This window comes from Candidatus Hepatobacter penaei, from assembly GCF_000742475.1.
GTDB classification, from domain to species: Bacteria; Pseudomonadota; Alphaproteobacteria; order Holosporales; family Hepatobacteraceae; genus Hepatobacter; species Hepatobacter penaei.
Map to the genome: position 1 here is coordinate 193242 of NZ_JQAJ01000001.1, position 26082 is coordinate 219323.

Genomic DNA, 26082 nt, shown 5'->3' on the forward strand with positions numbered 1-26082 from the left:
ATGGGCTGATTTCTTGCACATGAGGGTCTCCCACCTAGGGCTGCGCGGAAGGCTAGCGCTCACATCCCCTTGAGCAGAGGTATGGTGTAAAAGTTTGGTAAGCCCCGTGCTTCCCTTCTCACGCACGTTTCTGTGTGGCAGGGGGGGTGGTCATGTCACGCTGTTTGTTCCGGTGAGGGCAATAGCGCAGCGCTTCAGCAATATGCACTTTATGGATGTTGTCTTGCCCGGCAAGGTCTGCCAGGGTGCGAGCCACACGCAAAACGCGGTGATAGGCCCGGGTTGATAAATGCCACGTGTGACTGGCTTGACGCAACAGGGTGAGGGCGCTGGAGCTCAGCTCTAAAAAAGGCTGCAAATCTGCCACAGCCACGTGGCCGTTCATCCAGCGCCGAAAGGATGAAATTTCTTTCAAGCGTTCTTTTTGACGGCCTTGGGCGGCTAACACACGTTTTTGGATAACGCGGCTGCTCTCAGGCTCACCTTGACCCTCTTGCTCAAAGGGTGACAGGGCCGGGACATAAACCTCAAGGTCGATGCGGTCCATCAATGGCCCTGAAAGGCGGGCTTGGTACTTTTCTCCACACACCGGGGCCTTACGACACTGTTTATGCGCCATGCCTAAATAACCGCAGGGACAAGGATTCATGGCCGCCACAAGCTGTGTATGGGCCGGATAGGTGATGTGTGCATTGGCCCGGGCAATGGTAATCTCGCCTGACTCAAGGGGTTGCCGCAATGATTCAAGGAGCGAGCGCGAAAATTCAGGTAATTCATCCAAAAACAGCACACCCTTGTGGGCCAGCGACAGTTCCCCAGGTTTGCTGCGATGCCCACCCCCCAAAAGCGCTGGCACAGAGGTGGCATGGTGAGGTGATCGGAAGGGTCTTTGGGTTAATAGCGCGTTGTCGGTAAGAGCGCCCGCCAGGCTGTGTATGGCCGTGACCTCTAAAGATTCTTCAGGTGTGAGGGGCGATAAGATGGACGGTAAGCTTTCTGCCAGAAGCGATTTGCCTGATCCTGGCGGCCCTACCATCAACACGTTGTGCCCGCCAGCTGCCGCAATTTCAAGCACCCGCTTTGCTGTACCTTGCCCTAAAATATCTTTCATATCCCGCTGGGGGGCTGTGTGTTTTTTGATGACGGCTTGGGGCCTGGACAACACTTGGGTGCCTTTGATGTGATTGATGATGTCCAGCAAATGGGGCGCGGCAATAATGGTTAAATCACCCACCCATGCTGCCTCTGCACCCCCCTCTTGTGAACATATCAACCCCTTATGCATTGATGAGGCATGAAGTGCGGTAGACAAGGTGCCCGATGTTTTAAGAATGTGCCCATCGAGAGCTAATTCACCCACAGCAATGAATTGGTCCATAAATCCGGCATCTAAGGCGCTGATCGCGGTTAATAGCCCCAAAGCAATGGGGAGATCATAGTGCGTGCCTTCTTTTTGAAGATCGGCAGGCGACAGGTTGATGGTGATTCGTTTGGGCGGCAGCGCCAGACCCATGCCATAAAGGGCGGCACGCACCCGCTCCTTAGATTCGGCCACCGCCTTATCAGGCAACCCCACAAGATGAAAGGCGGGCAACCCCGACGCCAGCTGAACCTGTACATCCGCAGATGTGACATGCAGGCCCCGAAAGCAGACTGTTGATGTGCGCGATAGTTTAAGCATACCCATGCTGAAGCCTCTTATGTCTAAGAGATAGATATAGACGAAAGCTTCTAGAATAGAAAGAATAAAGTCAAAAAAAATGCACAGAAGGCAATTTTGCCCTATATTTTTATAAATAACTGTTATTGTTGGTTTTTTATGACAGATTATTTGTTATCATTAAAAAGCTTTACCTGTGTCTTGGTGAAGGATGTGACAGTAAATCCGTCGATCAATTCATGAAAAAGAGCGTGCCAATTAAGCTCAACATGCAGGCGCATGAGGGCCGAGCCAATGCCCACGGCGGCGCGATCGAGGAACACAAATTCTTTGGGTGGCATCATGCCCCCTTTTTCGCGCAAGAGTTTATGCACCTCTTCAGCGGTTTTGCGGCCCACCTCGCCCGAAGGATCGGTGGTGATGAGTCGTGGGCGGTTATCAAGCAGGGGGTCATAGAGAAAACGGGCCCACAAGGTGAGCGGCTCATACAGATCATGTGATAGCTGGGTAAAGCCCAATTGCTCATAAGCTTCTTGAATGGTGGCTTTGTGGTTTTTTTCAAGACCTTTGAACAGTTGCAAGATGCCCGCCACCGTTTTGGCTTTAAAAATGCGCACACAGCCAAAATCCAGCATATTGAGGGTGTGATCATGGGGGCTGAGGGTATAGTTGCCCAAGTGAGGGTCGCCATGCAGTAGGCCTGCCGTATAAAGGGGACGCCACCAGGCCTGGAACAGGCGTTTGGCAATATCTTGACGCACAGAGTCTGGCGACTGAGCGAAGGTGAGGATGGAGTCACCTTCCAGCCAAGACATCGTCAAAAGACGTTGGGTGGAGAGCGCCTCAAAAACCTTAGGCATTACCACGCCTTGTTGTGTTTGGCTAAGGATCTGTGAGAACCAGCGGATATGCCGCGCTTCTTGCTCGTAATCAAGCTCTTCATAGAGGCGTTCTTTGATTTCCGCTTGAAAATTGTCTGTAAGAATGGCGCCGCCATAACGCTCATAGATTTTGCAAAGAAGAGCCAGGTGTTTGAGATCTGTCTGAATGGCTGAGGCCATGTCTGGATATTGGAGTTTGAGCGCCACCTCGTGTCCATCGTGTGTGGTGGCTTTATGGATTTGACCCAAAGAGGCGGCAAACACAGGTTTGTCATCAAAGTGCGCAAAGTGCGTGCGCCACTGGGGGCCTAACTCACCTTTCATGCGCCGTTTCGCAAACGAAGGCCCCATGGGCGGGGCGTGGGCACTTAAGGTTAAGAAGGCATCTGCATAGGCCGGGGGGAGCATGCCCGGCACCGTGGCCAAGATTTGTCCGATCTTCATGATGGGGCCTTTCAGGTGACCCAATTCTTGGGCTAGCGTTTGCGCAAAAGCCTGTTCATCAGGGGCGAGGCGCAGGCGCTCTTCCATATTTTGCAACAAAACCCGCCCTAAGGTGCGCGCCGTGCTCCATGTGCGCCCCCATTTTGTGGGTGGCTCTTTGGGGTGATCCATACAGGTAAGCTCACGGACTGTTGAGGTGAGTGTAACAAAAAAAACTATTCCCATGTTAATGATAACAATGAGACAAAAAGTAAGTAAAAATCTTTTAAAACAAAACGTGGATAAATCTTTATAGATCGATGATAGGGTTTTTGTTAGGTTGGGGGGAGACCCAGAATGTGCGAGCTTGCCCATGCGTTGTTTTTTAAGGTGTTGTGCTTTTTTAGCTTTGTGGGCATCTGTTGTCGCAAAGGGCGCTATTCTTGTGGGCGCGTCGGCCGAGCGTGTGACAGCCATTTCCATGCGTGGCCAGCCCAAGCACGCCCAAGGGTTAACGCACTTTTCTGTCTATAATCCCAACGCGCCCCAAGGTGGACATGTGCATTTTGCAGAAATCAAGCATGTGTTTGACACGGTGAACCCCTTTGCCTTTGGAGCCAACTGTGCCCAAGGGGTTGGGCGCTATCACTTTCTCACGTTTGATACATTGATGGAAAAAGCTCCCAATGAGCCTTTTTCTCTTTATGGGCGTTTGGCAAAATATGTGATTCTGGCGCCGGATCGTTCGTCCATTACCTTCTACCTGGACCCACGTGCGCGCTTTCATGATGGCTCACCTGTGTTTGCATCGGACGTGAAAGCCACGTTCGAAATTTTGGCAGAACGGGCCGGTCCGGCCTATAAACTGTTTCATGCCAAGATTAAAAGTATCGATATTCTTGGTAAGCGTATCGTACGTATTGTGTTTCATCCATTGGCGGGTGGTAACTATGATAAGGAAGCGCCGTTTACGGTGGCCATGCGTGCCATCTTGTCTGAAAAAGACATAAAAAGCCGTGATTTCAATCAAGATCCCTTGCGGCCTCTTATGGGAAGTGGCCCCTACACGATCGAATCGGTGGATCCGGGTCGATCTATCACCTTTGTGCGTGCGCGCAATTATTGGGGACGTGATCTTCCGGCTTTGAGGGGGCTCTATAATTTTGATCGCATTACCTATGACTATTTCTCATCGGATGTGGTGGCTTTTGAGGCCTTTAAGGCGGGCCTTATAGATCATTGGGTAGAAACGTCACCGCAGCGCTGGGCATCAGGGTATGATTTCCCGGCGGCGAAGCGCAATGCGGTGGTGCGCACCCCTGTGTTTTTCAAAGATGCTGCGATTGTCACTTTTTTGGTGTTTAACCTCAAGCGTGCCCCGCTGCATAACCGCCATGTACGGTTGGCGTTAGGGGGGTTGTTTGATTTTGAATGGATGAACAAAAATCTTCATCATGGCACCTATAGTCGCAATGCCAGTCATTTTGCTGTGATGCCCTTTGAAGCTAAAGACCCCATCACGGCGGCAGAAAAAGGTGCTCTGATGGCTTTGCCTGATGTGCCGTTCTATGCTTTTGAGCCCATGCCTACCCTTACACAAACAAAGGGTGACGGCAACATTCGGCCTCTGCTGGGGCCATCGCAAGCGCTGTTCAAGAAGGCCGGGTGGGTCTATCGACATGGAGCGTTACGTCATGTCAAAACGGGTAAGCCCCTGACCTTGACGCTGGTGATCACCGATCGTCGTTTTGAAAAGTTGGCCCTTATGTATAAGCGGGGACTCAAGAAAGCAGGCGTGACCCTCACCATCAAGCTTGTCGACAGTGCGCACTATCAAAAACTGTTGGGACAACGGGACTATGATCTGATCATTACCAGTTATGGCACGGGCCTTTCACCTGGCATTGAGCAACAGCTTTATTATGGCAGCTATTTTGCGGATGTGCCGTCGCGCAACCATGCGGGGGTTAACAGCAAAGCCATTGATGCTGTGATTGATAACATGATTCGCGCAGATAGCCACGAAGCCCAGGTTTTTTATTGCCAGCTCTTAGATCGTTTGCTGCGCGTGGGGTATTATATGGTGCCACTGGGCTATAAATCGTCGTCTGATGTTGCGTTTTGGCGCTGTTTGGCCCATCCGCCTCTGAAAACCCATTTTATTCCCTCCATTTATGCATGGTGGTGGGTGCCTGGATGCAAAAAGCAATAGCGTTAGCGTGATCGACGCTTTGAAGGTAGCTGTGGCGGTGCCTGTCTAGATAGAGAGGGGTGTGCGGATCGTGGCTTTTAGGGCGTGGAAAAATTGAACTGGTGCACCCAGCGCGTGTCATTGGCAAAAAAGGCGCGCAGGTCTTGGATGTTGTATTTCAGCATCGTTAAACGCTCGACGCCCATGCCAAAGGCCCACCCCTGATAGCGGTGAGGGTCAAGGTTCATTTCTTTCAGCACATTCGGGTGAACCATGCCGCATCCCAAAACCTCCAGCCATTTTTGATGATGGCGGCTTTCAGGATTATGAGGGTCATCAAACAACACGTCCACCTCAGCGGAAGGCTCTGTGAATGGAAAGAAATTAGGGCGAAAGCGCAGCTTCATAGGGCGCTCAAAAAAGGTGTTAAGAAAAAATTCAAGGCACCATTTCAGGTGACCCATATGAATGCCAGGCTCAATGATCAAGCCTTCAATTTGGTGAAACATCGGTGTGTGCGTGGCATCATAGTCATCGCGATAGACCTTGCCAGGAGCAATAATGCGCAAGGGTGGCCTTTCTTCGGCCAAAGTGCGTATTTGCACGCTGGAGGTGTGTGTGCGGAGCAATAAATCACCACCTTTCATATAAAACGTGTCATGGGACAAACGCGCTGGATGGTGGGCCGGAATGTTAAGGGCCGTAAAATTGTGATAGTCATCTTCAATGTCAGGGCCTTGGCGCACGGAAAAATCCATTCTTTCAAAAATGCGCACCATGTCTGCCATGGCTTTGGAAAGCGGGTGATAGCTGCCAAGGCACGCATCCGCCGGTGAGGGGGGCAGGGTCACATCACAGGCATCTTGTTCAAGCTGGGCAAGGCGCTCTGAGTCTTGCAAAAGGCGATACTTTTCTTTCCATAAGGCATGAAAATCGGCCTTCATTTGGTTTAAATAGGCTCCCTTTTCTTGACGCTCAGCAGATGTGAGGTTTTTGAGCTTTTTCATCTCAAGGGTGAGGGCGCCATTTTTTCCTGAAAAGGCAAGGCGCGCAGCGTCAAGATCATGTAGTGTGTCGGCTTGCGTAATGCGCTGCGCAAAGGTCTCTAGATTGATCGTTTCCATACCTTTTGTTCTATACACGAACTCAGGCAGTCGGATCAACAAGAAAACACAAGATCTCTCAGGAAAGGCAGACCCTATGGTTAGACCTTATGTTTTCTTGCCTTCAGGGACATCTTCTGCTCAGATATTAAGACTTTGGTTTAGGTTTGCGGGGGCCTTGCGAGGCCTTTGTTTTTTTGGGCTTAACGCTTGGGGATGCAGGCTTAGGGGTGGCTGCTTTGGCTTCACGTGTTGCCTTGGGTGCATCTTGCGCGGGTTGCCCCCCGCCCAGCTTATCAAGCAGTTTGAGCGAAGAGGGTGATAATGATTTATCACGTCCGCCCTGATTTTCTTCAAGGCTCTCCCGATAGGTTGCATACCACACAATGGCACATGAAATAAGGGCAAGGCTGATGGCCCAAAAGGCATACCACATAGATATCTCCTAATATAACTCGTGTGACTTCTTTTGAATATCCTGCTTGCTGACAGGACCCTTTAAGACATCATAGACCCAAGATGCTAACCAGATCATCAACGGCACAAAAATAATGGCAGAGATCAGCATAATAATCAGGGTGAGACGGCTGCTTGACGCATCCCACAAGGTGAGACTGTGGTTCACATTGGTGAGCGACGTGAGCAAAATGGGATAATTACCCAAACCCACACTGGCAATCACCATGGCCATCCGGACACAGCTCACCACCCATGCCCAAAAGGCATGCTTGAGATAAATTTTGTGAATCAACACGGTGAGACCCATGAAGCAAACAAGAGAAATCAACGTGCCGGCCGATAAGGGCAGCCAACTCAAAAAATCTTTGGCTGGCTCCACAGCTAACACAGATTTAGCCAAGGGGTTGGAGGGCATGTCTGTGCTCATGATGACATCGCGCAAGGGAATGGTGACGCGCCACACACATAAGAACACAAAATACATCACAATGCTGGCCCACAGGCGCAAGGGGATAAAATCTTGAATCTTCTTTTTTAAAGAGCCCTCTGTTTTGACACATAAATAAAGGGCACCGTGGGTGACAAAGAGCAAAAGCCACACAACCCCTGAAGCCAGCGCAAGGGGGTGAAAGAGGCTTGGCAGGTTGTTGTAGGCAATGAGTCGCAGGTTGTCGTCAAACTCAAAGTAAGCGCCACTGACAAGAGCGCCAAGCACCAAGCCAAAACATAACGAAGGAATAACGCCGCCCAAAAAGAGACACATATCCCACATGCCGCGCCATTTGGTGTTTTCAAGCTTGCTGCGATATTTAAAGCCCACGGGTCGTAAAATCAGTGACGCGAGAACAAAAAACAGCGGCAAATAAAACCCGGTAAACAGAGCACCATATAAGAGCGGCCATGCCGCAAAAATAGCGCCTGCAGCCAGAATCAACCAAGCTTGGTTGCCTTCCCAGACAGGGCCTACGGTGTTGAGGAGCACGCGCCGTTCTTCATCCTTCTTCGTCACAAAGGGCATCAAAGACGCGACACCAAGGTCAAAGCCATCTGTGAGCGCAAAGATCCAAAAAATGACACCCAACAATATCCACCAAATGATACGCAAGACGGTATAATCAAATAAGATGTCCATGGTCTGTGTGTTCCTTCTTTATTCTGTCGCAGGTTCGGGTTTCGCTTTGACGTGGCTGCCACCACCATCGTGTCCAAAGGCCTTATCAGGTCCTAAGCGGACATATTTGATCATCAAGAAGAGATCAACCACCAGCAGGGTGCTATAGAGCAGGATAAAGCCGCCCAGGGTGGTGAACAGCAGGGAGTGAGGCAATTGAGAGGCCCCCAGATAGGTGGGCAAAATCCGATCAATGGCCCAGGGCTGGCGCCCACATTCGGCCACAATCCATCCAGAGGATGACGCCATCCAAGGCAAAGGAATGGCCAGCATCCCGATGCGTAAAAACCAATCCTTGTTATCCAACAGCACGTCTTTGCGCATCCACAGAAAAGCCAGCGTGAAAAAGGCAATGAAGAAGAGGCCACACCCCACCATAATGCGGAAGCAAAAGAAAATGAGGGGCACGTTAGGGATCAAGTCATGGGCAGCCCGTGTGATTTCTTCATTGGTGGCTTCAGACACATTCTCTGTATGTCGTTTAAGCAAGAGGGCATATCCGAGATATTTTTGTTGATCGATCACCGTTTGCTTGGCTTCTAAATCCGCAGGGTTCTTTTTGAATTGCTCAAGAGCTGTATAGGCCATGATGCCTTTGCGTATACGTGGTTCTGCTCGCTCGACAATGTCGCGAATGCCAAGCACAGGCGTGCTGAAAGAACGTGTGGCTATCAAGCCCATGACATAAGGAATCTTGATGGCATATTTTGTGCGCTCTTCTTGCATATCGGGCCAACCAATGACGGTGAGGCTGGCGGGAGGGGCTTCTGCGCGCCACTTGCCTTCCATAGCGGCCAGTTTCATTTTTTGTGAGTGACCCACGGTATAGCCGCTTTCATCACCCAAGAAAAGGACAGAAAGAGACACAAACAAACCAAAGCAGGTGGAGACCCACAAAGACCGTTTGGCAAACTCAATGTGCCGGCGTTGGTAGAGATAGTAAAAGCTGACCGCGGTTACAAACATAGCGCCTGTGGTATAGCCCGCATTGACCGTGTGCACAAACTTGCATTGCGCCGTGATATTGAAAATCACATCATAAAGCGAGCGCAGCTCCATGCGCATGGTTTCTGGGTTGAAGAAGGCACCTTTGGGATCTTGCATCCACCCATTGGCCACCAAAATCCAAAATGCAGAAATAGAGGTGCCCAAGGCGAGGCCCCAGGTGCAAATGAGGTGTGCTCTTTTGGATAGGCGGTCCCAGCCAAAGAAAAACACGCCCACAAGCGTGGCCTCGAGGAAAAACGCCATCATGCCCTCAATGGCTAATGGCACACCAAAAATATCGCCCACATAGTGGGCATAATAGGACCAGTTGGTGCCAAACTGAAACTCCATGGTAATGCCTGTGGCCACGCCCATGGCAAAGTTAATCCCAAAAAGCATGCCCCAAAATTTGGTCATGTCTTTCCAGATAGGCTTATCTGTGGCCACATAGACGGTCTCCATGATGGCGATGATCATCACAAGGCCTAAAGTGAGAGGGACAAAGAGGAAGTGATATAAAGCCGTGATGGCAAATTGGAGGCGGGAGAGATCAACGACGTCCATGGACAATCTCCTTAGAACAATGCGAAACCTTTCTATCTTGCAGCAATTTTTGTGCCACTTGTGTGGGGTTAACGGATTGTTTATGTTTTTTAAAGACAAAATAGAGAGCGGTGATGATGGATAGCTTGAACACAAGTGTCCAAAAAATTTTGCGGCGAAGGCTCCAAGATGTGTTTGGCGTGTTCACGTGCGGCCATGCATGTTTTTTGGGGCATTGGACACGACTTTTGGCAAAAAAAGCGTTAAGAAGAAAAAACATAAACCAGACATAGCACGAGTTGCGCTTTTATGGGTATCATTATATACCAGATTTAACGTATTTTTGATTTTCCCGGCGATTTCTATGAAATTGAGCTTCTCTTGGTTGAGAGATCATCTGGACACCCCGCTTTCAGCGCATGATTTAGAAAAAAATTTGATGAGCTTGGGGATTGAAGTGTCATCTGTGGAAGATGGGTCTTCCATGTTGAAGTCTTTTTCTGTGGGCAGGATTATGCATGTTAAAAAGCACCCGTCTGCCGATCGCCTTTCTGTCTGTCGTGTGGCGTTGCCTGACGGCGATGTGCAGATTGTGTGTGGCGCGCCCAATGTGCGCGTGGGCCTGAAGGGCATTGTGGCACCTCCTGGAACGTTGATGCCTGCGCTGGGGCGCACCATTGAAAAAGTGTCTATCCGGGGTGTAGAGAGCCACGGCATGCTGTGTTCTTATGAAGAGTTGGGGCTGGATGAGAGGATGAAAAATGCCTCTTCAGGCATTGCCGACCTTGGGGACGATGTGCCCTTAGACGAAGATGTGGCGCGGGTGTTGGGGCTGGATGACACTGTGTTTTCTTTGGACATCACGCCCAATCGCCCTGACTTATTGAGTGTGTATGGCTTGGCGCGAGAGTTAAGTGTGGCCGATGTGGGTGATCTTAACCCTCTTTCCACGCCTTCGTTTTCTCAAAGCTCTCAAGAGATCGGACGGACCCTGACCATCACCCCAGAAACCAAAGAAGGCTGTCCTTCCTTTGCCTTAGCGCTGCTTAAGAATGATCAAGGATGGGGGGTGGATGAGACGTTGGCAGCTCGTCTTCAAAAAGTGGGGATGTCATCTCAAGGGATGCTGGTGGATGTGACCAATCATTCTATGATGGATACGGGACGGCCGTTGCACGTTTTTGATGCAGATGTGTTGGAAGGTGATTTGACACTGCGCCTCTCAGAAAAAAATGAGCCTTTTGAGGCGTTAAATGGCAAAACTTATACGCTGCAGGCAGGGCATATGGTGCTTGCTGATGCCCGCGGCGTTGTTTCTTTGTTGGGCGTGATGGGCGGAGCGAGGGGGGCTGTTACGCCCTATACACGCGCTGTGTTATTAGAATCGGCATATTTTGAACCGTCATGGATCTCGCGCGCTGCGCGTCACTCTCATTTGATTACAGAGGCCAGTTTACGATTTGAGCGGGGTGTGGATCCATGCTCGGTGTTGCCGGGGCTCTATCGGGCGACTCAACGTCTTGTGGACGCTGGTGGGGTCCTTAAGGGGATCGTGTCTTGTGGCAAGCCTTACCAAGAAAAACCTTCTTTTGTGTTTGATCCACGAGAAATCCAACGCCTCTCGGGTGTTTCTGTGGACAACGCAACGGTTTTTGCGTTGTGTGAGAAAATGGGCTTAGCGCCAGAAGACTCGATGAAAACGGGGATCCGTGTCACCCCACCTTCGTGGCGATTCGATATCACATCGGGCCCGTGTTTGGTGGAGGAAGTGCTTCGTTTTAAGGGGTATGATCATATTCCCACCTGCCCCTTGCCAACCTTGTCTTCTCATAAAAAGGGTGATCAGCCCTTTGAGCGCAGGCCGGCGGAAAAAGCCAAAAATCTGTTGGTGGCGTGTGGTTTGCGCGAGGTTGTGACGTGGTCGTTTATTTCACAAGACAAGGCGGCTTTGTGCGCGCCTGAAGACCAGCTTATTTCATTGGCAAACCCTTGCAGTGACGATATGAGCGTGATGCGGCCATCCTTGTTGCCGGGGCTTTTGTCCCTTGTGCACCAACACCAAACCCGTTCCCTTGATATGGGGCTGGGGGTGTTTGAAGTGGGTCATATATATGGCCAGCAAGAAGATCACAGACAGCGATCTGAAGCGGCCTTTGTGATGCCCCCTTCAGGCCGATCCCATTGGTATGATCTGCCCCACAATGTGTGGCAGGCCAAAGCTGTGCTGCTTAAAGTGCTGCAGGGGCTGGGTGTGCGGGATACCTCGTTTCAAATCCATGAAGGTGGGGAGATATCTAAGGCTTACCCATCCTATCACCCCAAGCAAATGGGTGTGGTGCGTCAGGGCAAGAAAACCTTGGCCGTCTTTGGGGCCTTGCATCCTGATGTTTTGAATCATTATGGGGTGGTCGGTCCTGTGTACGGCGCTGATATGGTGTTAGATCGTTTGTCATTGCGCTCAAGGCTTACAGCGCCTCCGTTGCCCAGCCCCTTTCAACGGGTGCAGCGTGATTTGGGCTTTTTAGTGCCTGACACGCTTTCAGTGGGCACATTGTGTGAGGCTGTACGCAAAGCTTTAGGGTCTTCCTTGGTTTTTTTGGATGTGTTTGATGTGTTTGTGGACCCTGCGCTGCTGGGGGAAGGGAAACAATCTGTGGCAGTGCGTTTAACGTTGCAACCTCACGACGCACCGGCGGATGAAGCGTGGTTGGCGGGGCATATGGATAAAGCCGTGGAAGCTGTCAAACCCTTAGGCGCCGTCTTGCGTCGCGATGCGGTAGCCTGATATGGCCGTGTCACAACAGCGCATTCGGAATTTCTCTATTATCGCCCACATTGACCACGGAAAATCTACGTTGGCGGATCGCCTGATTCAATATTGTGGCGGCCTTGAGGAGCGAGAGTTTCAAGATCAGGTGCTGGATAGCATGGATATTGAGCGTGAACGCGGCATCACCATCAAGGCTCAGACGGTGCGGCTTATGTATAAGGCGGCCGATGGCCACACCTATCAGCTGAACCTTATGGATACGCCGGGGCACGTGGATTTTACCTATGAGGTTTCTCGCTCGCTGGCTGCGTGTGAAGGGTCATTGCTGGTGGTGGATGCCAGCCAAGGGGTGGAGGCGCAAACTTTGGCCAATGTGTATCAGGCCCTTGAGGCTGATCATGTGATTATTCCTGTGCTCAATAAAGTGGATTTGCCGGCCGCCGAGCCTGCGCGGATTCAGCAGCAAATTGAAGAAGTTATTGGTCTTGACGCCCACGATGCCTTGTTGGTGTCGGCCAAAACAGGGCAAGGCATTCAAGGTGTACTCGAGGCTATTTGTCAACGTTTGCCACCGCCCACAGGTGATGCAGACGCGCCCCTTAAGGCCTTGCTGGTGGATAGCTGGTATGATGCTTATCTCGGCGTGATTGTGTTGGTGCGTGTGATGGAGGGGCGGCTCAGGCCGGGGCAAACCGTGCGCATGATGGCCACCGAAAGTGTGTATCGCGTCGATGAGTTGGGTGTGTTTACCCCCAAACGCACAAAGGTTGAGGGGTTATCCGCCGGTGAGGTGGGATATTTTATCGCCGGCATCAAGCATGTGGCCGATTGCCAGGTGGGGGATACCATCACCGATGACAAAAAGCCTGCCACCGCCATGCTGAAAGGATTTAAAGCCAGCCAACCCGTGGTGTTTTGCGGCCTCTTTCCCATTGATTCGGCTGAATTTGATCATTTGCGCGACAGTTTGGAAAAGTTGCGCCTTAATGATGCCAGCTTTTGGTTTGAGCCTGAATCCTCTTCGGCTCTGGGGCTTGGTTTTCGGTGCGGGTTTTTAGGATTGCTGCATCTTGAGATTATTCAAGAGCGACTTATACGCGAGTTTCGTCTTGACCTCATGGCTACCGCGCCCAGCGTGGTGTATGATTTTTACCTTAAAGATGGCACCAAAAAAGCGTTGCACAATCCGGCGGATATGCCCGATGTGGTGAAGATTGATCGCATTGAAGAGCCTTGGGTCACCGCCACCATTTTGGTGCCTGAAGACTATCTTGGACCCATTCTCACCCTGTGCACCGATCGCCGCGGTGTGCAAAAGGAAATGACCTATGTGGGCAAGCGGGTGATGCTGGTGTATGGGTTGCCTCTTAATGAAGTGGTGTTTGATTTTTATGATCGCTTGAAATCGCTCTCGCGGGGGTATGCTAGCTTTGATTATCAGGTGTCAGACTATCAAGAAGGAGATTTGGTCAAGCTCTCCATTCTTGTCAACGGGGAGGCTGTAGATGCCTTTTCAAGCATTGTGCACCGCAGTCGGGCTGAGGGTCACGGACGTTTTTTGTGCGAACGTCTCAAAACCTTGATCCCACGCCAGCTGTTTAAGGTGGCTTTGCAGGCGGCCATTGGCGGCAAAATCATTGCGCGAGAAACAATCTCAGCGCTGCGCAAGGACGTGACAGCCAAATGTTATGGCGGTGACATCACCCGCAAACGCAAATTGCTTGAAAAGCAAAAAGAGGGCAAAAAACGCATGCTCAAGAAGTTTGGTTCTGTGGAAATTCCACAAAAGGTCTTTTTAGATGTCCTCAAACGTGGGGATAGCTAGGGCTGCGTTTCTTTTCTGTTTGAGTGTGCCGTGACGTGTGGCGTTAAGAGAGAATCTGTTAGGTTGATTGAAGAGAGGATCCAGGGGAAGATACGGCTGTTTCCAGGCTGTGGGTAGCGCTGCCGCGTTTGAGAGGCTGGGGCAGTCCTGGGCCTTCTTTCCACCCCGTCAGGGTGATAAGCTCTGCTTCAACCGTTAACCCTTTCTTTGTGCGGCTTGATGTTTTGTCATGGTGGTGCTGTTTATAAAGCCTTTTCACGTGCGGCCAAAACCCTTTGGCAGGCGGGTGTGTAGCGCGCCCCTGCAAGGCATTGCCTTCCCCCATGCGCTTGAGGTGACGGGTGAGGCTGTGAAAGCTGTCGTAATGGAGGATAAAATCATCACGGTCAGCCACCGTTAACCGAAAGGGTGTTTGCCCCATAAGCCGCGTGGCCTCCTCAAGGCGGATCATGGGCAAGATGCGCGGATAGACAACGCCATGAAGGGTGAAATCAGCTTCGGCCAGACATTGCCGCAGCTTGGCCAGAGTGTGCCCGCCCCAAAAATTGAGCAGCAACAATCCCCCCGGCGCCAACATCTGGTGCGCTTTGGTGAGATAGGCAAGCGGGTCTTCCTCCCAATGAAGGGCCAGGGGGCTATAGAGCACATCAAAGCGTGTTTCTGCTGCATCTGTGATAGACAGACGCCGAATGTGGCTGTGAGGGCGTTGCCTACGCGCCACTGCTTCTGCGCCGGGCGTGTGGGCGGGGGAAAGGTCGCCTATGATGTGAAAGGGCAACGTGAGGTGCTGGAGGCGGTCCAACAGGTGGGTTGCTGCCTCACAAAACAAGCGCCCATCAAAATCTTTTTCAGCATGCATGCGCATGGCGTTTAGGGCGAACCCATCGATCAAGGCAGAGGGGGGTTGACGCTTGTGAGTGTGCAGGGCCAAACGTAAGATAAGAAAGGTCTAAGCGAGCTTACGCCCCCTTTCTCACCAGAACATTAATGCATGTGACAAGAGAGGACATTTGGGCTTTTTTAAAAAAGAGGGGATCGCTGAAGAGACGCCTCCAGTGAAAGGGAAGGCTTCTCAACGGTTGTTTTCTCAAAAGATGGGGTCTCCACAAAGGTTAAAGAGCCTTTAAGCAGTCTTCCAAGCACATCTCAAAGTGTTTTTGTGTAAACGCACCTTAACGCCTTTCGCAGGGGCATGCCGGGACCACCACGACCTTTCATGTGCTCTGTCGACGCGTTTTGTCTTGCACATGCGCTTGTCATGACCTTTGCTCAAGGCCCCTATGGTGGGCCACTCTCTTTTCAAGCGTCATGTTGTCCCCTCTTTTTGGGTGGACGGGTTTTTCACAGACGCTGGTGTCCGATCATGGTGAAGGGGAAGCGCAGAAATGTGACTTGAAGCCTTCGGATGTCTTCTTTGAAAAAACGTTTTATTGTGGATGATCACATTCACACTCTTCATTTCGTGTGCGTTTTCTGGTACAGGTACGGCGCCTTCTGATGACGCTAAAAATATATCTGTTAAGTTGCAGAGGAGAGGTAGCCGAGGTAAGAACAAAGGTGTCTGTTGATCCTTGCATCCAAAAAAGTGGCAATAGAACCAATTAATTTTTTTGCTTCTTAATTCATTAAGCGCATCAAGTGACTGGTGCGGTTCTTTTGGGGCATAGATATGTTTCGTCAAGGTATATGCTTTTGTTTTTTTAGGTGATGATGGGAGGATCTTTTCCATGTCTTCCAAGAGGCCGTCTATGGTGGACGTTGGGAGTTTTTTTTGCAGGGTGCGTATGAGGCCGCGCTCTTTAGGGGAAGAAGGGGGGTCTTCTTCTTTTTTCTCAGAGGGGTAAGGTGTCATCGTTAAGGCTATGGCATAGACATCATTTGTGGGACGATCACCTTCTGGACGGTGACCGTTTGGCGCATAGAAGAGATCAAGCTCTATAGACAACGGCTTACCAAATGGCCTCATTTCAGTCCCCTCAAGGGGATAGGTTTTCTTCACCTCATTGTGGGGTCTGTCTTCTGAATGCATGACGGACAGTGAAAAAGTGCAGTGATCATAACGCTTAGCGACTTGATAAAGTTTTTTTACAGAAGAACTACCTATAGAAGGAGACTCTGCCGGTGAAGATGCCACAGAATAAGACGGCGAAGCGCTTTGAGCTTCAGATTTTGTTGCCGGTGAAGACTGCGTTGTGCGTTTAGGTTGAGGCTTTGGGTGGTGACGCCCAGATGAGTGGGCTTTTTGTGCAGAACTGCTGCGCCGGGGATCAGCGTGGGAAGCTTTTTGTTGAGAAGAAAGGGTCGGCCGCATATGCCCCGGCTGCTTGTCTTTATCCGAAGGGGGAGCATAGGCAGGATGCTTGATCATGGCAACACAAGCCGTCATCACAACACAAACAGCGATCCATCTCGAAAGCATACAACCCTCAAAAACCCACGATTTTGCATGAGGGTATGTTTATCCGTTTTTTCCTAAATGTCAATTTTTTGACAAAAAATATTACAAAAACAAGGACTACAAAAACAACGCGTCTGCCTGTCACGTTTATTTCCAGTGATGAAAACAACGCTGTTTTTGAACCTGGCGTTAGGTGGTTGTGCCTTCTTTATCTTCATCACACGCTTCTTCCTGCTGAAGTGCTTGCACGAGCTGTTGAATCTCTGCTTGGGCGCGTGGGTCACCATTGACGGGGCCGGTTGGGGCATTGGCATGTGTTTCCAGCATCGCACAAAAGCTGTTTTCTTGGCTGGGCGGTTGGGGGAACATGCTGTTGCCTAAAGAAAAGCCAGATAAGGTGCCTAATGTTTTGGGTGCAGCCGGCGTGATCCTTTTGAAGCCTATAGCCTCAAGGCGTTGACACCACCATTGTGCCATTCTGTCGGATAGGGCGAACATAATGGGGGTGCGATGTTCGTTAAGGGATGTGCCCTGTGTGATATAAAAAGGGCCAGCTTCTAACGCATGATCGATGTCATAGGCCAGATATCTCAATTTCATATAGACCTCATCCACCTTCTTTGCGGGTTGGTTTTCATCTATGTTTTGGTGTGGGGACACCTTGTGTGTGGCCTTAACATTGACGGTGAGCAGGGGGGTGCCGCAACGATCGGGGAGCACAAGTTGATACAGATCAGGTTCATGGCAAAAGGGAGTCGGTGCGATATAGGGCAGTCCTAATCGCCTCATGGCCTCTAGGTTGAACGTGCTAGGCAGATTCTGCCCAAAAATATCCCACACCAAGAGAGGGTAGGCAAGCCCATGAAAACGTTGACAAAGCCCACGATAATACTGACAGGTTGCAGAGAGATTGACGAGATCTTGGGTTGAGAGATAAGAGACAATCTCCACATGCATCTCGTCAGGTAGCTTTCTGATGATAAGGTTTTGAGATACATCGGAGATTGTGCTCTCATGTGCGCCCCTCTTGCCAGGCGTTGTTGACGCCGTTTCCTTCATCAGGTGATCTGTGATCGAGAGGCGCGCTCCACCCTCTTCCAGGGGGTTGTGTGAGGTCAAAGCATGCCAGACGGCAGGAGAAACATCTTTAAAAGACGTGGAAGGTTGTGCAGGTGGGTGGCTATGCGCATGGGGAGCGTGGGCGACTTCGATCGGGCCCATAGGTCTGAGCCCTTTGCAAACATTGAAAAAAGAGGCGCTTTTTGCCCGTGTAAACCGCAAGGTGAGGGGCCGCGTGTTTACACCCCAAGGGTTAGGGGCCAACGTGGTAAAAAAGCCTATGTGCGGGGGGGAAACATCTTGTCTAAAATCAGCACACCCACAGCTAGACCCTGCATAGTCAAAGGCCATCATTTCATTATTATTAACAAAGACGCAAGGCTGGCCTGTGGGGCGTTTGTCTTGATATAAACCAACATATTGCTGATTGCGGCGTTGATTTTCTTCTGGCAGCCAGAGATTGCCTTCACCATTGACATGTTGGCGATGCAGGGGTGGCAAAAAAGCAAACCCATGATGGGCATGTATATACACATTGCGCCAGTAGGGGCGGATCTCAGGAAAAAGCGTATAGCCCTGGTGGGTATAATCAATGGCCTTGAGATTTGGCGCCTGAAGATGCGCAAGATGGCCCGTCGTATAAAAGGGGGAGTAAAGCACAAGATGGGTGAGTTTTTGGCTTGTTAAGGGCGGCAAGATATGATGCCCCCCAGGAAGGTGGAGGTGAAGAAGATATTGCTTTGGGGACGTGTTTTCTGGTTCATCCGAAGGCAAAAAGGCATCAAGCTTGTTAAAAATAGCATCCGTGGGGAGCGCGAGAAAGTTATCGATAATAGGTGGGTCGCCCGCATAGAAAAATCCTTCCCTCTTCAGTGTGTGGGGCTCCCCCGGAATGTCTTCCCAGGTGATGTTTGTGAGTGTATGGCTGACGGTAACTTTGCGACAGCCTTGTTGCACCGATAGGCAGGCCTCTGCGGTTTGGCTGATCATGGTGTTCCCCACACCACTTGGGCGGGACACAATCATGGTGCCGATGTGTTGCAAAAAGGAGTCGGTCTCAAACGCGGCCCGTGGTGATGAGGCTGCGATCACGGGGTGAGCAGGCTTTGGCGCACATGCTAAGGACGGGGGTTGGGAGAGGGCGCGTGCGGGGCCAGCATGATTATGGGGCTCTGCAGGCCCGGCCTCATCATCAGGGTGAACGGCAGGTAAGGGTGAAGAGGCTAACCATCCTAACCACACACAAAAAACATAACGAACCATGGGAAATAAGCTATTGATATTTTTTATCAAACTACCACAAAATCAAAAAAGTGTCAAAATGGCACAAAGAGCGCAGCCTTTCTTTTCATGAGGATATGCATTGTTTTCAAACAGGACATAGCATTCCTGGTGTTGGCTTTACAGCTGGCCAAAAGGGGGTACGGCGATAGGGCGGGTAAAGCCGAGGTAGCCGTCAACGTGATTTTCTGTGTCTTATCACACAACATCTCCCTTCACCTTGTGGCAAAGAGAGATGTAGCAGGGCAAAAAGGCCCCTGGTGCCCCCTGAGAGGGAGGGAGCGGCCAAAGACCTTAGGGTGAGAGCCGCCCTTAAGCTGTGGTGGCCAGCTCGGCAATCCGGGCTGAGGCGTGGGCCTGGTTGGCCTCAATCGCTGACAGCGTGTAGGTGGCTGCCACCATTTGGTTGTAGTTTTTCGAGCTTTCAAACACATCCTGCGCTGTTTTGAGTGGATCGGCCAACGACACGGTGTCTTGCAGGTTGTGCAAGCTTTCCAGCGCCGCGTTTTGACCCATCTCGTCAGATTGCAAGACGTTCAGCATGTTGGCCAGAGACTGAATGGTGTCGGCCACTTTTTCCAACGCGTGATCAATCAAGCCCTTCACCTGCTTTTGGTAATCCACATCATTGGCCAGCATATCGGGATCAATGGTCATATCGCTGATACCATAGAGGATCTCGCGGTCGGTGAGGTTGTTGATCCTCAGCTGACGTGACCCTTCGTTGCCTGACACGGTGACCGCAGCATCAAAAGAAGTGGACGGCGTGGTGATGAGGTTATATTCAAAGGCCCCGCCTGTATAGGATGAATCCATATACAAGGTGCCGATATCGCCCAACTTGATCTTACCCCCTTGTGTTTCGATGCCGTTCAAAATTTCCGTCTCACTCAACGGATAAGCCTGAATGGTGGCACCAAATTGATCATAGAAGGTGGCATAGGCCCCATCATATTTGAGGGTGAAATATCCTGCGCCATAGCTGGAGCCCGCCGCAAAGCTGAAAGGCACTGAGCCAGCCGAGCCCGCATCACCAAAGGCGTTATAAGAGCCGGACAAGGCGGCAGTCACCGATTGGAGCAAAGTGTCTTCATCACCAATACCAGGGCCACCAGGCGCGCTGGCAATTGGCCCTGTGAGCAAGGTGATGGTTTCTGTGGATGTGTTGTCGCCATCTTTATACAACACAATGGTTGCGCCAGCCGCGGTTGTGTCACCACCAGCTGCTGGATCCGTTTTATAGGTATTGTTACCCACTTTCACTTCAACCAAAACTTTTGTACCGTCACCCGCATTGTCAGCACCTGCATAGGAGGTAGAGACAATCTCAATCTTGCCTGCAGGCACGTCGACAAAACAGCTGGGGTTACAGGGCAACAGGGCACCTGTGGGGTCCGCCGCGCCATCATGCACAAACACACCCGTTTCCGGCCCACTGGACACCGGCGCGGTGTAGGTGCCGGCCATGTAGTTGGTAAAGTTCAGTAAAGCTGCCGTGTCTGTTAGCAGGGCGTTTGTTACACTCAAATCAGCAAGGGTCAGCGTGATGGTGCTGTCTGTGTTGGTGTTTTTGCCACCTTTATAAAGCGTGATGCTAGATATGACGGGCGCTGCAGGCGAAGCTGTAAGATCAATGCCATCATCATCATCTGTGGAATAAACCACATCACCGACCTGCACAGAAAAGCGCGCTGGCACATTTTCAGTTTGTGCTGACAAAACTTGAATGGCACCAGGCTCCACATTTTTAAAGGTGGGCGGATAGACCGATGGATCAGCAAAGGTGTTGGCCACGGGTGCTGTACCACCTGCTGACGTAAACACACCGCCTGTGTTTTCTACGACCTTTGTGTCCACCGATCCTGTGAACAAGGCCTGAAAAGCGGCTAGCGCAGCAGCTTCGTTAGCAAATGCAGCACTACCTGTTGTGAACATAGTGATAGCCTTACTGCGATCACCATCAAGATAGAGGTTGATGGGTTTGTTACTGATGGGGGCTGTTTTTAACTCAACTGCGTCTGAGGTATAGGTTTTGCCGCCAATGGGGATGGAAAAGATAATATCTGAAAGGTCGGTAGCCGTACCTGCAGCCGTGGCGCTGGCAGGGTCAGCTTCGCCAATATCCGATGCTGACAGGCCTTTAAACTGGATGGTTTCAGGGCCACAAAAGGTGTCAGCAGGGACACTGCCCGTGCCGTTGAAATAGAAAGAAGGTCCTGTGTCAGCGGCAGCATTAGGATCTTCATCCACAGCCTTGGGCGGGGCGGCCTCGGGGGTGGCGGGGGTGCCTACCGATGTTTTGATGCTATAGAAAGGCGCCGTACCGGTGCCGGCTTGACGCAGGCTTTGGATAGCGCTTCCTTCTTGGCTGCCGCGGCTGTCGGGGGATTGCTTCATGCCGATCACGTCAATAATGGCTTGAACGGCGGCATTTTTATCTGCCACAGAAACCGTGCCGTTGAGCAAGGTCATGGCGGCTTCGGCGGCGCCAATCAGATCTCGGTTGACGGTTTGCACAGCGGTGAGGGCTGTGTCAATAAATTGCGATGCAATCTGAATGTTTTGCAGCGCGCCGTTGGTTTTGGCAATGCTGGGCATGGTGCCATAATACATCGCCTGGCTCACGGGGCTGGACTGTAGGTTTTTTTGACCTGTAATTTGTGACTGAAGACTTGTGGACACCTCTTGGGCGAGGGTGTAAGACAAATTATAGGTTACATTGTTACTCAATTGATCAAGGCCACTCATAAACGCTCTCCTTGTAAGTTGGTCCCCCAAAAGGGGACGATCCTCTTCCACAACAGCAAGGCCCGTGCCATGTCCCTGTCACAAAAAGGGGCTCTGATCCTTAAGGCGTTCAAAACATGTTTTTTTTTGTGTGTTCTTTTTTGTGTGGGGCATCAACCTTGCCATGAAGGGGGGGGTGTCGGTGCCTCTTGGCAGCTTTTGGTAGAGGTTAAGAAAGGGTAAAGAGCGGGCGGTCCCTGGGCTTTCTTTAAGGGTTTCTTTGTTTTTTATGCCCTGTTTTTCAATGGCTTCGTTTTTGGCGAAAGGGTTTGGTTACCTTTTGCCGGGCACTCTGACAAAGAAACAACCTGCAAGGAAAGATGTTGGTAAGGGGGCGTTTGATGTTGTTACGACGTGTAGGATTAGGTGTGTGTGCTGCGCTGATGCTGGCAGGCTCGGCTTCGGTGCTTTCAGCAGTCAAAGCGATTGAAGGGAGCAAGGCGGGTGCCGTTAAACCCAAGAAAAGCCGCTTGAAAAGGTCAACCAGTTGGATGAAAAAAAAGGCTACAGGGAAAAAGTCAGCGAAACAAATTGAAGCCAAAGAAAAGAAACTAGCGGCGCAAAAGAAAGATTATGTGGAAGGTGCCGGCGCGAAAGCAGAAAAGAAAAAGCAAGAAGCAGCTGCTCTTGAAGAGAAGTCCAAGCGCTTTTCCCAGAAATAATCGTGGAAAGACCCTTTCAAACAATTTGTGCGGCCCCTGCTGTGGGGCCGTGGGAAGGAGGGCTTTAAGTTCATAAACGCTTTTTGATTATCTATGATCATGCTGCCTCTCTTTGATGCGCTCTTTCCACAGGCTGACTTTTTGCTGTAGGGGCGCCGTCTATGATGGTGCCAAAAAGAAAAATCTCTGAAAGTAGGCGCGGTTAACGCCCCTTATCCCCAATATGGCCACAACTTTGAATCGTTATGAGCTGAGCCTTGCAAAAGGCAACAGAGATGACTCTCGGGATGGGATAGGGCCTGTGCATCACAAGACACATCCATATTCAGCGTGGTAGTTCATCTTTATACCTATGTTGTACAGCATAAAAGGAGATGAGTATGGTGAAACAGTGGTTAGGAAGTGGTTTGCTTGCATTGTGCCTGTTGGGTGTGTCCGTTGAGCCTGCGATTGGCAAAATGCCCTTTAAAAAAGATGAAGCCATCAAAAAAAGAGATTCACTGGATAAGCAGTTCAAAGACATTAAAAAAAGAGAAGATGAGGCTGCAAACAAGATCGTCAAAGCATATGATAAAACCTTTAAACTGGCAGATAAGATTGATAAATATAACAATGACGTTGAGAAGTTTAATGGTATGGCTGATGGGCAGTACAAAGCTAGATATATAGATGGTTCTTCTTTCTATGACAAACTATGCAAAAAAATGGATGCCTATAACAAGAAAATAGAAGATAGGAAAAAGAAAGCTTTAGCAAAAAAGGAAAAACGGGAAGCTATAGAACATAAAAAATAATACATTCAATAAAATGCAATCGAGGCTCCCTACACTGTGGGGGGCTTTTTTTATACTCAAGGCACGGCAGGCATGTGTTTCAGTATAAGGGCAGAGAAAGAATAAAGGCAGAGAAAGGGGCAAGGTAAAAAAGAAGGTCACGGGAAGAAAAGGGCTAGGCAGCGCACAAGGGGCGTGTAGTCTTTTAGTATCTTAAGATTATTTTCACCACATTTAACATTTTATTTAGTTATTTTTATCGATTAAAGGTATATAAAATATTAAGCGAAGCATAAATAATATTAAAACAGATACAAATATTTACTTTTTTTTTGGCTCTTTTGATGAATATTGTGCAACGTTTAGGAAATTTTAAAAAGACAAGTGTTTTACTTGTCAGTGGCCGAAGAAATAGGAAGTAGGTTCGATGGTTGAGAGTATTCAACACGTTCTTGATCGGGTTCGTCGCCCTCGTGTTCACATTACCTATGATGTGGAGATTGGCGGTGCTATTGAGAAAAAAGAGCTCCCCTTTGTGGTGGGGATTATCGCAGATTTAGCTGCCAAAACCAATGTAGAGCTGCCCAAGCTCAAGCAAAGAAAATTTGTTGAAATTGATCGTGACAATTTCAACGAGGTGATGATTGCCATTCGCCCACGCCTGGCCTATTCGGTGAAAAAGACATTTGGTGGGGCCGCGCCTGCAGCCGCAGCGCCTTCAAAAGATGCCAAAGACGCGAAGGGCGGAAAAGAGGGCAAAGATGCCGGCAAAGAGGCCCCCAAAGCCGAAGGCAGCGGTGATCTCTTGGGCGTTGAGCTCGAATTTCAATCGATAGAAGACTTTAACCCCATCTCGGTAGTCTCACGTGTGCCCTTGCTGAAAGAGGCTTATGATAAGCGTGTGGCCCTGAATGATTTGATCAGCCGCGTGGATGGTAATGACGCGTTTAATGATCAGCTCTCTGCTCTGATTGCCGATCAAGGGATTGCGACCAAAATCGCGGGTGAAGCCAAGGGCGATAATGCACCTGAGACGGATAAAATTCTGACAGCTGCCAACTTGTTGAAAGAAGGCATCGATGATGACACCAAAAAACGCTTGCGCACCTTGGTGCAGGTGTTTGCCCAAGAGTTGGCGGATATCAAAGAGGCACCTAAGGGGGATATCTACTTCTTTGTGCTCCAACGTGTCGCTGCTTTGGATAAAGACATTTCGCTGCAATTGGATGAAGTGTTGCATCATGAGGATTTCCAGCGTCTTGAAGGCAGCTGGCGGGGCTTGCACTATTTGGTGTCAAAATCTGAAACAGGCACGCGTTTGAAGCTGCGTTTCCTGCAAATTTCCTTCAAAGAGTTGGCAAAAGATCTGCAAAACGCTGTGGAGTTTGACCAGAGCCTCATGTTCAAAAAGATTTATGAAGAAGAATATGGCACTTTCGGTGGTCACCCGTATTCATGCATGGTGCTGGATTTCCCCTTCTGCAAAGATGCGCAAGATATCGAAGTGCTCAGCAAATTCTCAGGCGTAGCCGCCGCTGCTCATGTGCCCACGCTGGCACAAGCGGATCCCAAGCTTTTTGGTGTGGAGTCGTTCCGCGACATTGGCGCGCCTCGTGATTTGGCCAAAGTGTTTGAAGGGTCTGAGTTTGTCAAATGGAACAGCTTTAGGGCTTCTCCTGACTCGCGCTATATCACGCTTTTGTTGCCGCGCGTGTTGATGCGCCCACCTTATGGCAAAGAAACATGCCCAGTGGATGAGTTTGATTATAATGAATCCGTTGATGGCGAGACCAACGAAAAGTTTTGCTGGGGCAACCCCGCGTTTGCGATGGCTGAGCGTATCACCCACTCATTCTCGCTCTATAGCTGGACGGCGGCCATTCGTGGCGTGGAGGGCGGCGGCCTTGTGGAAGGGCTTCCCACCTACACCTTTAAGACCAGCCGTGGTGATAAAGAGCTTAAGTGTCCCACTGAGGTCATCTTGACCGATCGCCGGGAAAAAGAGCTGTCAGATCTTGGCTTTTTGGCTTTGTGTCACTGCAAAGGCACGGATTACGCCGCCTTTTTTGGCGGTCAAACCTCGCAAAAACCTAAGAAATATAACACCGATGATGCCAATGCCAACGCCTTGGTCTCAGCCCGTTTGCCATATATCTTAAACGCATCACGCTTTGCCCACTATGTAAAGGCGATTATGCGCGATAAAATCGGCAGCTTTATGAGCCGCGGCGATGTGCAATCTTTCTTGCAAAACTGGTTAGGTGATTATGTGTTGCTTTCTGACATGGGGTCTCAAGAGGCCAAGTCAAAATATCCACTTCGTGAAGGGCGCGTTGTTGTCAAAGACGTTCCTGGAAAACCTGGGTCCTATCATGCGGTTTTGTTTTTAAGGCCACATTTTCAGTTAGAAGAGTTGACAGTATCCCTCAGGCTGGTTGCCAAGCTTCCAGATCCTGTAGGTTAAGAGAGTTTAAGGAGAATAGATTGTGGCTGAGAATACCATTTTCGAACATGATACGGATGAAGTCATCCGCCGTGTTTATAACACAACTGTGGCGCAGATTGTTAAGAGCTGTAAGGAAGCCAACGGTGATCCCACATGGATTTTGAATGTTAAAGCCTCTGAAAAAGATCTGACATCTTCTGATCTTGATAATTTTAAGGACGCTATTTATTGTTATCACATGGAGATGCGGTTGTTTTTGGATGCTGATTCAGGGAGAGCTATGTCGGCATCATCTGTGCGTGCAGCGCCGGCTATTTTTTATGCACGCCCTGAAGATACGTTAAGGATTCAAACCGCCTTTGGTAAAAAGATGAATTTGGATCTTGAGATTGTGAAAATCAAAGAAGTTGATGGCAAGAAAAACCCCCTTTTGGGTTATAACCTTAAAAATGGACGGATTGAGCGTTATCGTGAACGTGTGGGAGATTCAATTGCTTTCACATTTGCTTTTGACAAACTGAGCTATCGAAAAAATAAGTTTGATGAAGAGGGCAATAAAACAGGTGTGGAAGAAGAGTTTGAGCTTGATTTTAATAAAGGAACTACCAAGTAGCACGGCTTGTTGAGAATAAGGATCTAGATACTGTCTATCTGGCAATCAAA

General features: G+C 50.0%; 18 protein-coding genes. 7 read left to right on the top strand and 11 right to left on the bottom strand.

What is annotated here, in order from left to right; translation table 11 throughout:
- Window positions 1-118: 118 nt before the first annotated feature.
- Together IG82_RS0101110 and IG82_RS0101115 are read right to left on the bottom strand one after the other, a co-directional pair.
- The gene (locus IG82_RS0101110; protein WP_031933843.1) at window positions 119-1681 is read right to left on the bottom strand and encodes a YifB family Mg chelatase-like AAA ATPase; all 1563 of its coding nucleotides are present in this window, start codon (window positions 1679-1681) and stop codon (window positions 119-121) included.
- Window positions 1682-1827: 146 nt separating this feature from the next.
- Window positions 1828-3210: an ABC1 kinase family protein gene (locus IG82_RS0101115; RefSeq protein ID WP_216476116.1), complete on the bottom strand. Its 1383-nt coding sequence runs from the start codon at window positions 3208-3210 to the stop codon at window positions 1828-1830.
- Between the two features lie 127 nt (window positions 3211-3337).
- Between IG82_RS0101115 and IG82_RS0101120 the strand changes: the two genes are divergently transcribed.
- Window positions 3338-5176: an extracellular solute-binding protein gene (locus tag IG82_RS0101120; RefSeq protein ID WP_156095282.1), complete on the top strand. Its 1839-nt coding sequence runs from the start codon at window positions 3338-3340 to the stop codon at window positions 5174-5176.
- 77 nt (window positions 5177-5253) lie between these two features.
- Here IG82_RS0101120 and pheS read toward each other — a convergent pair whose 3' ends face one another.
- The 5 genes from pheS to cydP all read right to left on the bottom strand — a co-directional run bounded on the left by pheS (window position 5254) and on the right by cydP (window position 9698).
- On the bottom strand, window positions 5254-6279 hold the full coding sequence (gene pheS / locus IG82_RS0101125) for a phenylalanine--tRNA ligase subunit alpha (RefSeq protein WP_031933846.1): 1026 nt from the start codon (window positions 6277-6279) through the stop codon (window positions 5254-5256).
- A 127-nt stretch (window positions 6280-6406) separates the two neighbouring features.
- Window positions 6407-6694: a hypothetical protein gene (locus IG82_RS0101130; RefSeq protein WP_031933847.1), complete on the bottom strand. Its 288-nt coding sequence runs from the start codon at window positions 6692-6694 to the stop codon at window positions 6407-6409.
- 9 nt (window positions 6695-6703) lie between these two features.
- On the bottom strand, window positions 6704-7849 hold the full coding sequence (gene cydB / locus IG82_RS0101135; RefSeq protein ID WP_031933848.1) for a cytochrome d ubiquinol oxidase subunit II: 1146 nt from the start codon (window positions 7847-7849) through the stop codon (window positions 6704-6706).
- An 18-nt stretch (window positions 7850-7867) separates the two neighbouring features.
- Complete coding sequence (locus IG82_RS0101140) at window positions 7868-9439, bottom strand: cytochrome ubiquinol oxidase subunit I (RefSeq protein WP_082191987.1); 1572 nt, start codon at window positions 9437-9439, stop codon at window positions 7868-7870.
- Entirely contained in the window at window positions 9426-9698 is a 273-nt protein-coding gene (gene cydP / locus IG82_RS07380) for a cytochrome oxidase putative small subunit CydP (RefSeq protein ID WP_031933850.1), read from the bottom strand. Before cydP ends, IG82_RS0101140 begins: the two co-directional genes overlap by 14 nt.
- 84 nt (window positions 9699-9782) lie before the next feature.
- Here cydP and pheT point away from each other — a divergent pair, with 84 nt between their 5' ends.
- Entirely contained in the window at window positions 9783-12203 is a 2421-nt protein-coding gene (gene pheT / locus IG82_RS0101150; RefSeq protein WP_031933851.1) for a phenylalanine--tRNA ligase subunit beta, read from the top strand.
- Between the two features lies 1 nt (window position 12204).
- Entirely contained in the window at window positions 12205-14013 is a 1809-nt protein-coding gene (gene lepA, locus IG82_RS0101155; RefSeq protein WP_031933852.1) for a translation elongation factor 4, read from the top strand.
- Window positions 14014-14071: 58 nt separating this feature from the next.
- Here lepA and IG82_RS0101160 read toward each other — a convergent pair whose 3' ends face one another.
- The 4 genes from IG82_RS0101160 to IG82_RS0101185 all read right to left on the bottom strand — a co-directional run bounded on the left by IG82_RS0101160 (window position 14072) and on the right by IG82_RS0101185 (window position 21499).
- Complete coding sequence (locus IG82_RS0101160) at window positions 14072-14878, bottom strand: methyltransferase domain-containing protein (protein WP_156095283.1); 807 nt, start codon at window positions 14876-14878, stop codon at window positions 14072-14074.
- Window positions 14879-15319: 441 nt separating this feature from the next.
- The gene (locus IG82_RS0101170; RefSeq protein WP_156095284.1) at window positions 15320-16432 is read right to left on the bottom strand and encodes a hypothetical protein; all 1113 of its coding nucleotides are present in this window, start codon (window positions 16430-16432) and stop codon (window positions 15320-15322) included.
- A gap of 168 nt (window positions 16433-16600) precedes the next feature.
- Window positions 16601-18733 (bottom strand): F-box protein, encoded by a 2133-nt coding sequence (locus IG82_RS0101175; RefSeq protein WP_156095285.1) that lies wholly within the window; start codon window positions 18731-18733, stop codon window positions 16601-16603.
- Between the two features lie 330 nt (window positions 18734-19063).
- Window positions 19064-21499, bottom strand: a complete 2436-nt coding sequence (locus tag IG82_RS0101185; protein WP_156095286.1) for a hypothetical protein — start codon at window positions 21497-21499, stop codon at window positions 19064-19066.
- 380 nt (window positions 21500-21879) lie between these two features.
- Between IG82_RS0101185 and IG82_RS0101195 the strand changes: the two genes are divergently transcribed.
- From IG82_RS0101195 to IG82_RS0101210, 4 genes are all read left to right on the top strand, one after another.
- On the top strand, window positions 21880-22200 hold the full coding sequence (locus IG82_RS0101195) for a hypothetical protein (protein ID WP_031933858.1): 321 nt from the start codon (window positions 21880-21882) through the stop codon (window positions 22198-22200).
- 374 nt (window positions 22201-22574) lie between these two features.
- On the top strand, window positions 22575-22994 hold the full coding sequence (locus IG82_RS0101200) for a hypothetical protein (RefSeq protein WP_172642846.1): 420 nt from the start codon (window positions 22575-22577) through the stop codon (window positions 22992-22994).
- 406 nt (window positions 22995-23400) lie between these two features.
- Entirely contained in the window at window positions 23401-25437 is a 2037-nt protein-coding gene (gene tssC / locus IG82_RS0101205) for a type VI secretion system contractile sheath large subunit (protein ID WP_082191990.1), read from the top strand.
- A 22-nt stretch (window positions 25438-25459) separates the two neighbouring features.
- A complete protein-coding gene (locus IG82_RS0101210; protein WP_156095287.1) occupies window positions 25460-26032 on the top strand; it encodes a hypothetical protein in 573 nt (190 codons plus the stop codon).
- Window positions 26033-26082 lie beyond the last annotated feature (50 nt).

Bases quoted from the DNA above. Each gene is read 5' to 3' on its own strand.
- IG82_RS0101110 (WP_031933843.1), bottom strand. From the start codon at position 1,681: ATGCTTAAACTATCGCGCACATCAACAGTCTGCTTTCGGGGCCTGCAT.
- IG82_RS0101115 (WP_216476116.1), bottom strand. From the start codon at position 3,210: ATGGGAATAGTTTTTTTTGTTACACTCACCTCAACAGTCCGTGAGCTT.
- IG82_RS0101120 (WP_156095282.1), top strand. From the start codon at position 3,338: ATGCGTTGTTTTTTAAGGTGTTGTGCTTTTTTAGCTTTGTGGGCATCT.
- pheS (WP_031933846.1), bottom strand. From the start codon at position 6,279: ATGGAAACGATCAATCTAGAGACCTTTGCGCAGCGCATTACGCAAGCC.
- IG82_RS0101130 (WP_031933847.1), bottom strand. From the start codon at position 6,694: ATGTGGTATGCCTTTTGGGCCATCAGCCTTGCCCTTATTTCATGTGCC.
- cydB (WP_031933848.1), bottom strand. From the start codon at position 7,849: ATGGACATCTTATTTGATTATACCGTCTTGCGTATCATTTGGTGGATA.
- IG82_RS0101140 (WP_082191987.1), bottom strand. From the start codon at position 9,439: ATGGACGTCGTTGATCTCTCCCGCCTCCAATTTGCCATCACGGCTTTA.
- cydP (WP_031933850.1), bottom strand. From the start codon at position 9,698: ATGTTTTTTCTTCTTAACGCTTTTTTTGCCAAAAGTCGTGTCCAATGC.
- pheT (WP_031933851.1), top strand. From the start codon at position 9,783: ATGAAATTGAGCTTCTCTTGGTTGAGAGATCATCTGGACACCCCGCTT.
- lepA (WP_031933852.1), top strand. From the start codon at position 12,205: ATGGCCGTGTCACAACAGCGCATTCGGAATTTCTCTATTATCGCCCAC.
- IG82_RS0101160 (WP_156095283.1), bottom strand. From the start codon at position 14,878: ATGCGCATGCATGCTGAAAAAGATTTTGATGGGCGCTTGTTTTGTGAG.
- IG82_RS0101170 (WP_156095284.1), bottom strand. From the start codon at position 16,432: ATGCTTTCGAGATGGATCGCTGTTTGTGTTGTGATGACGGCTTGTGTT.
- IG82_RS0101175 (WP_156095285.1), bottom strand. From the start codon at position 18,733: ATGGTTCGTTATGTTTTTTGTGTGTGGTTAGGATGGTTAGCCTCTTCA.
- IG82_RS0101185 (WP_156095286.1), bottom strand. From the start codon at position 21,499: ATGAGTGGCCTTGATCAATTGAGTAACAATGTAACCTATAATTTGTCT.
- IG82_RS0101195 (WP_031933858.1), top strand. From the start codon at position 21,880: ATGTTGTTACGACGTGTAGGATTAGGTGTGTGTGCTGCGCTGATGCTG.
- IG82_RS0101200 (WP_172642846.1), top strand. From the start codon at position 22,575: ATGAGTATGGTGAAACAGTGGTTAGGAAGTGGTTTGCTTGCATTGTGC.
- tssC (WP_082191990.1), top strand. From the start codon at position 23,401: ATGGTTGAGAGTATTCAACACGTTCTTGATCGGGTTCGTCGCCCTCGT.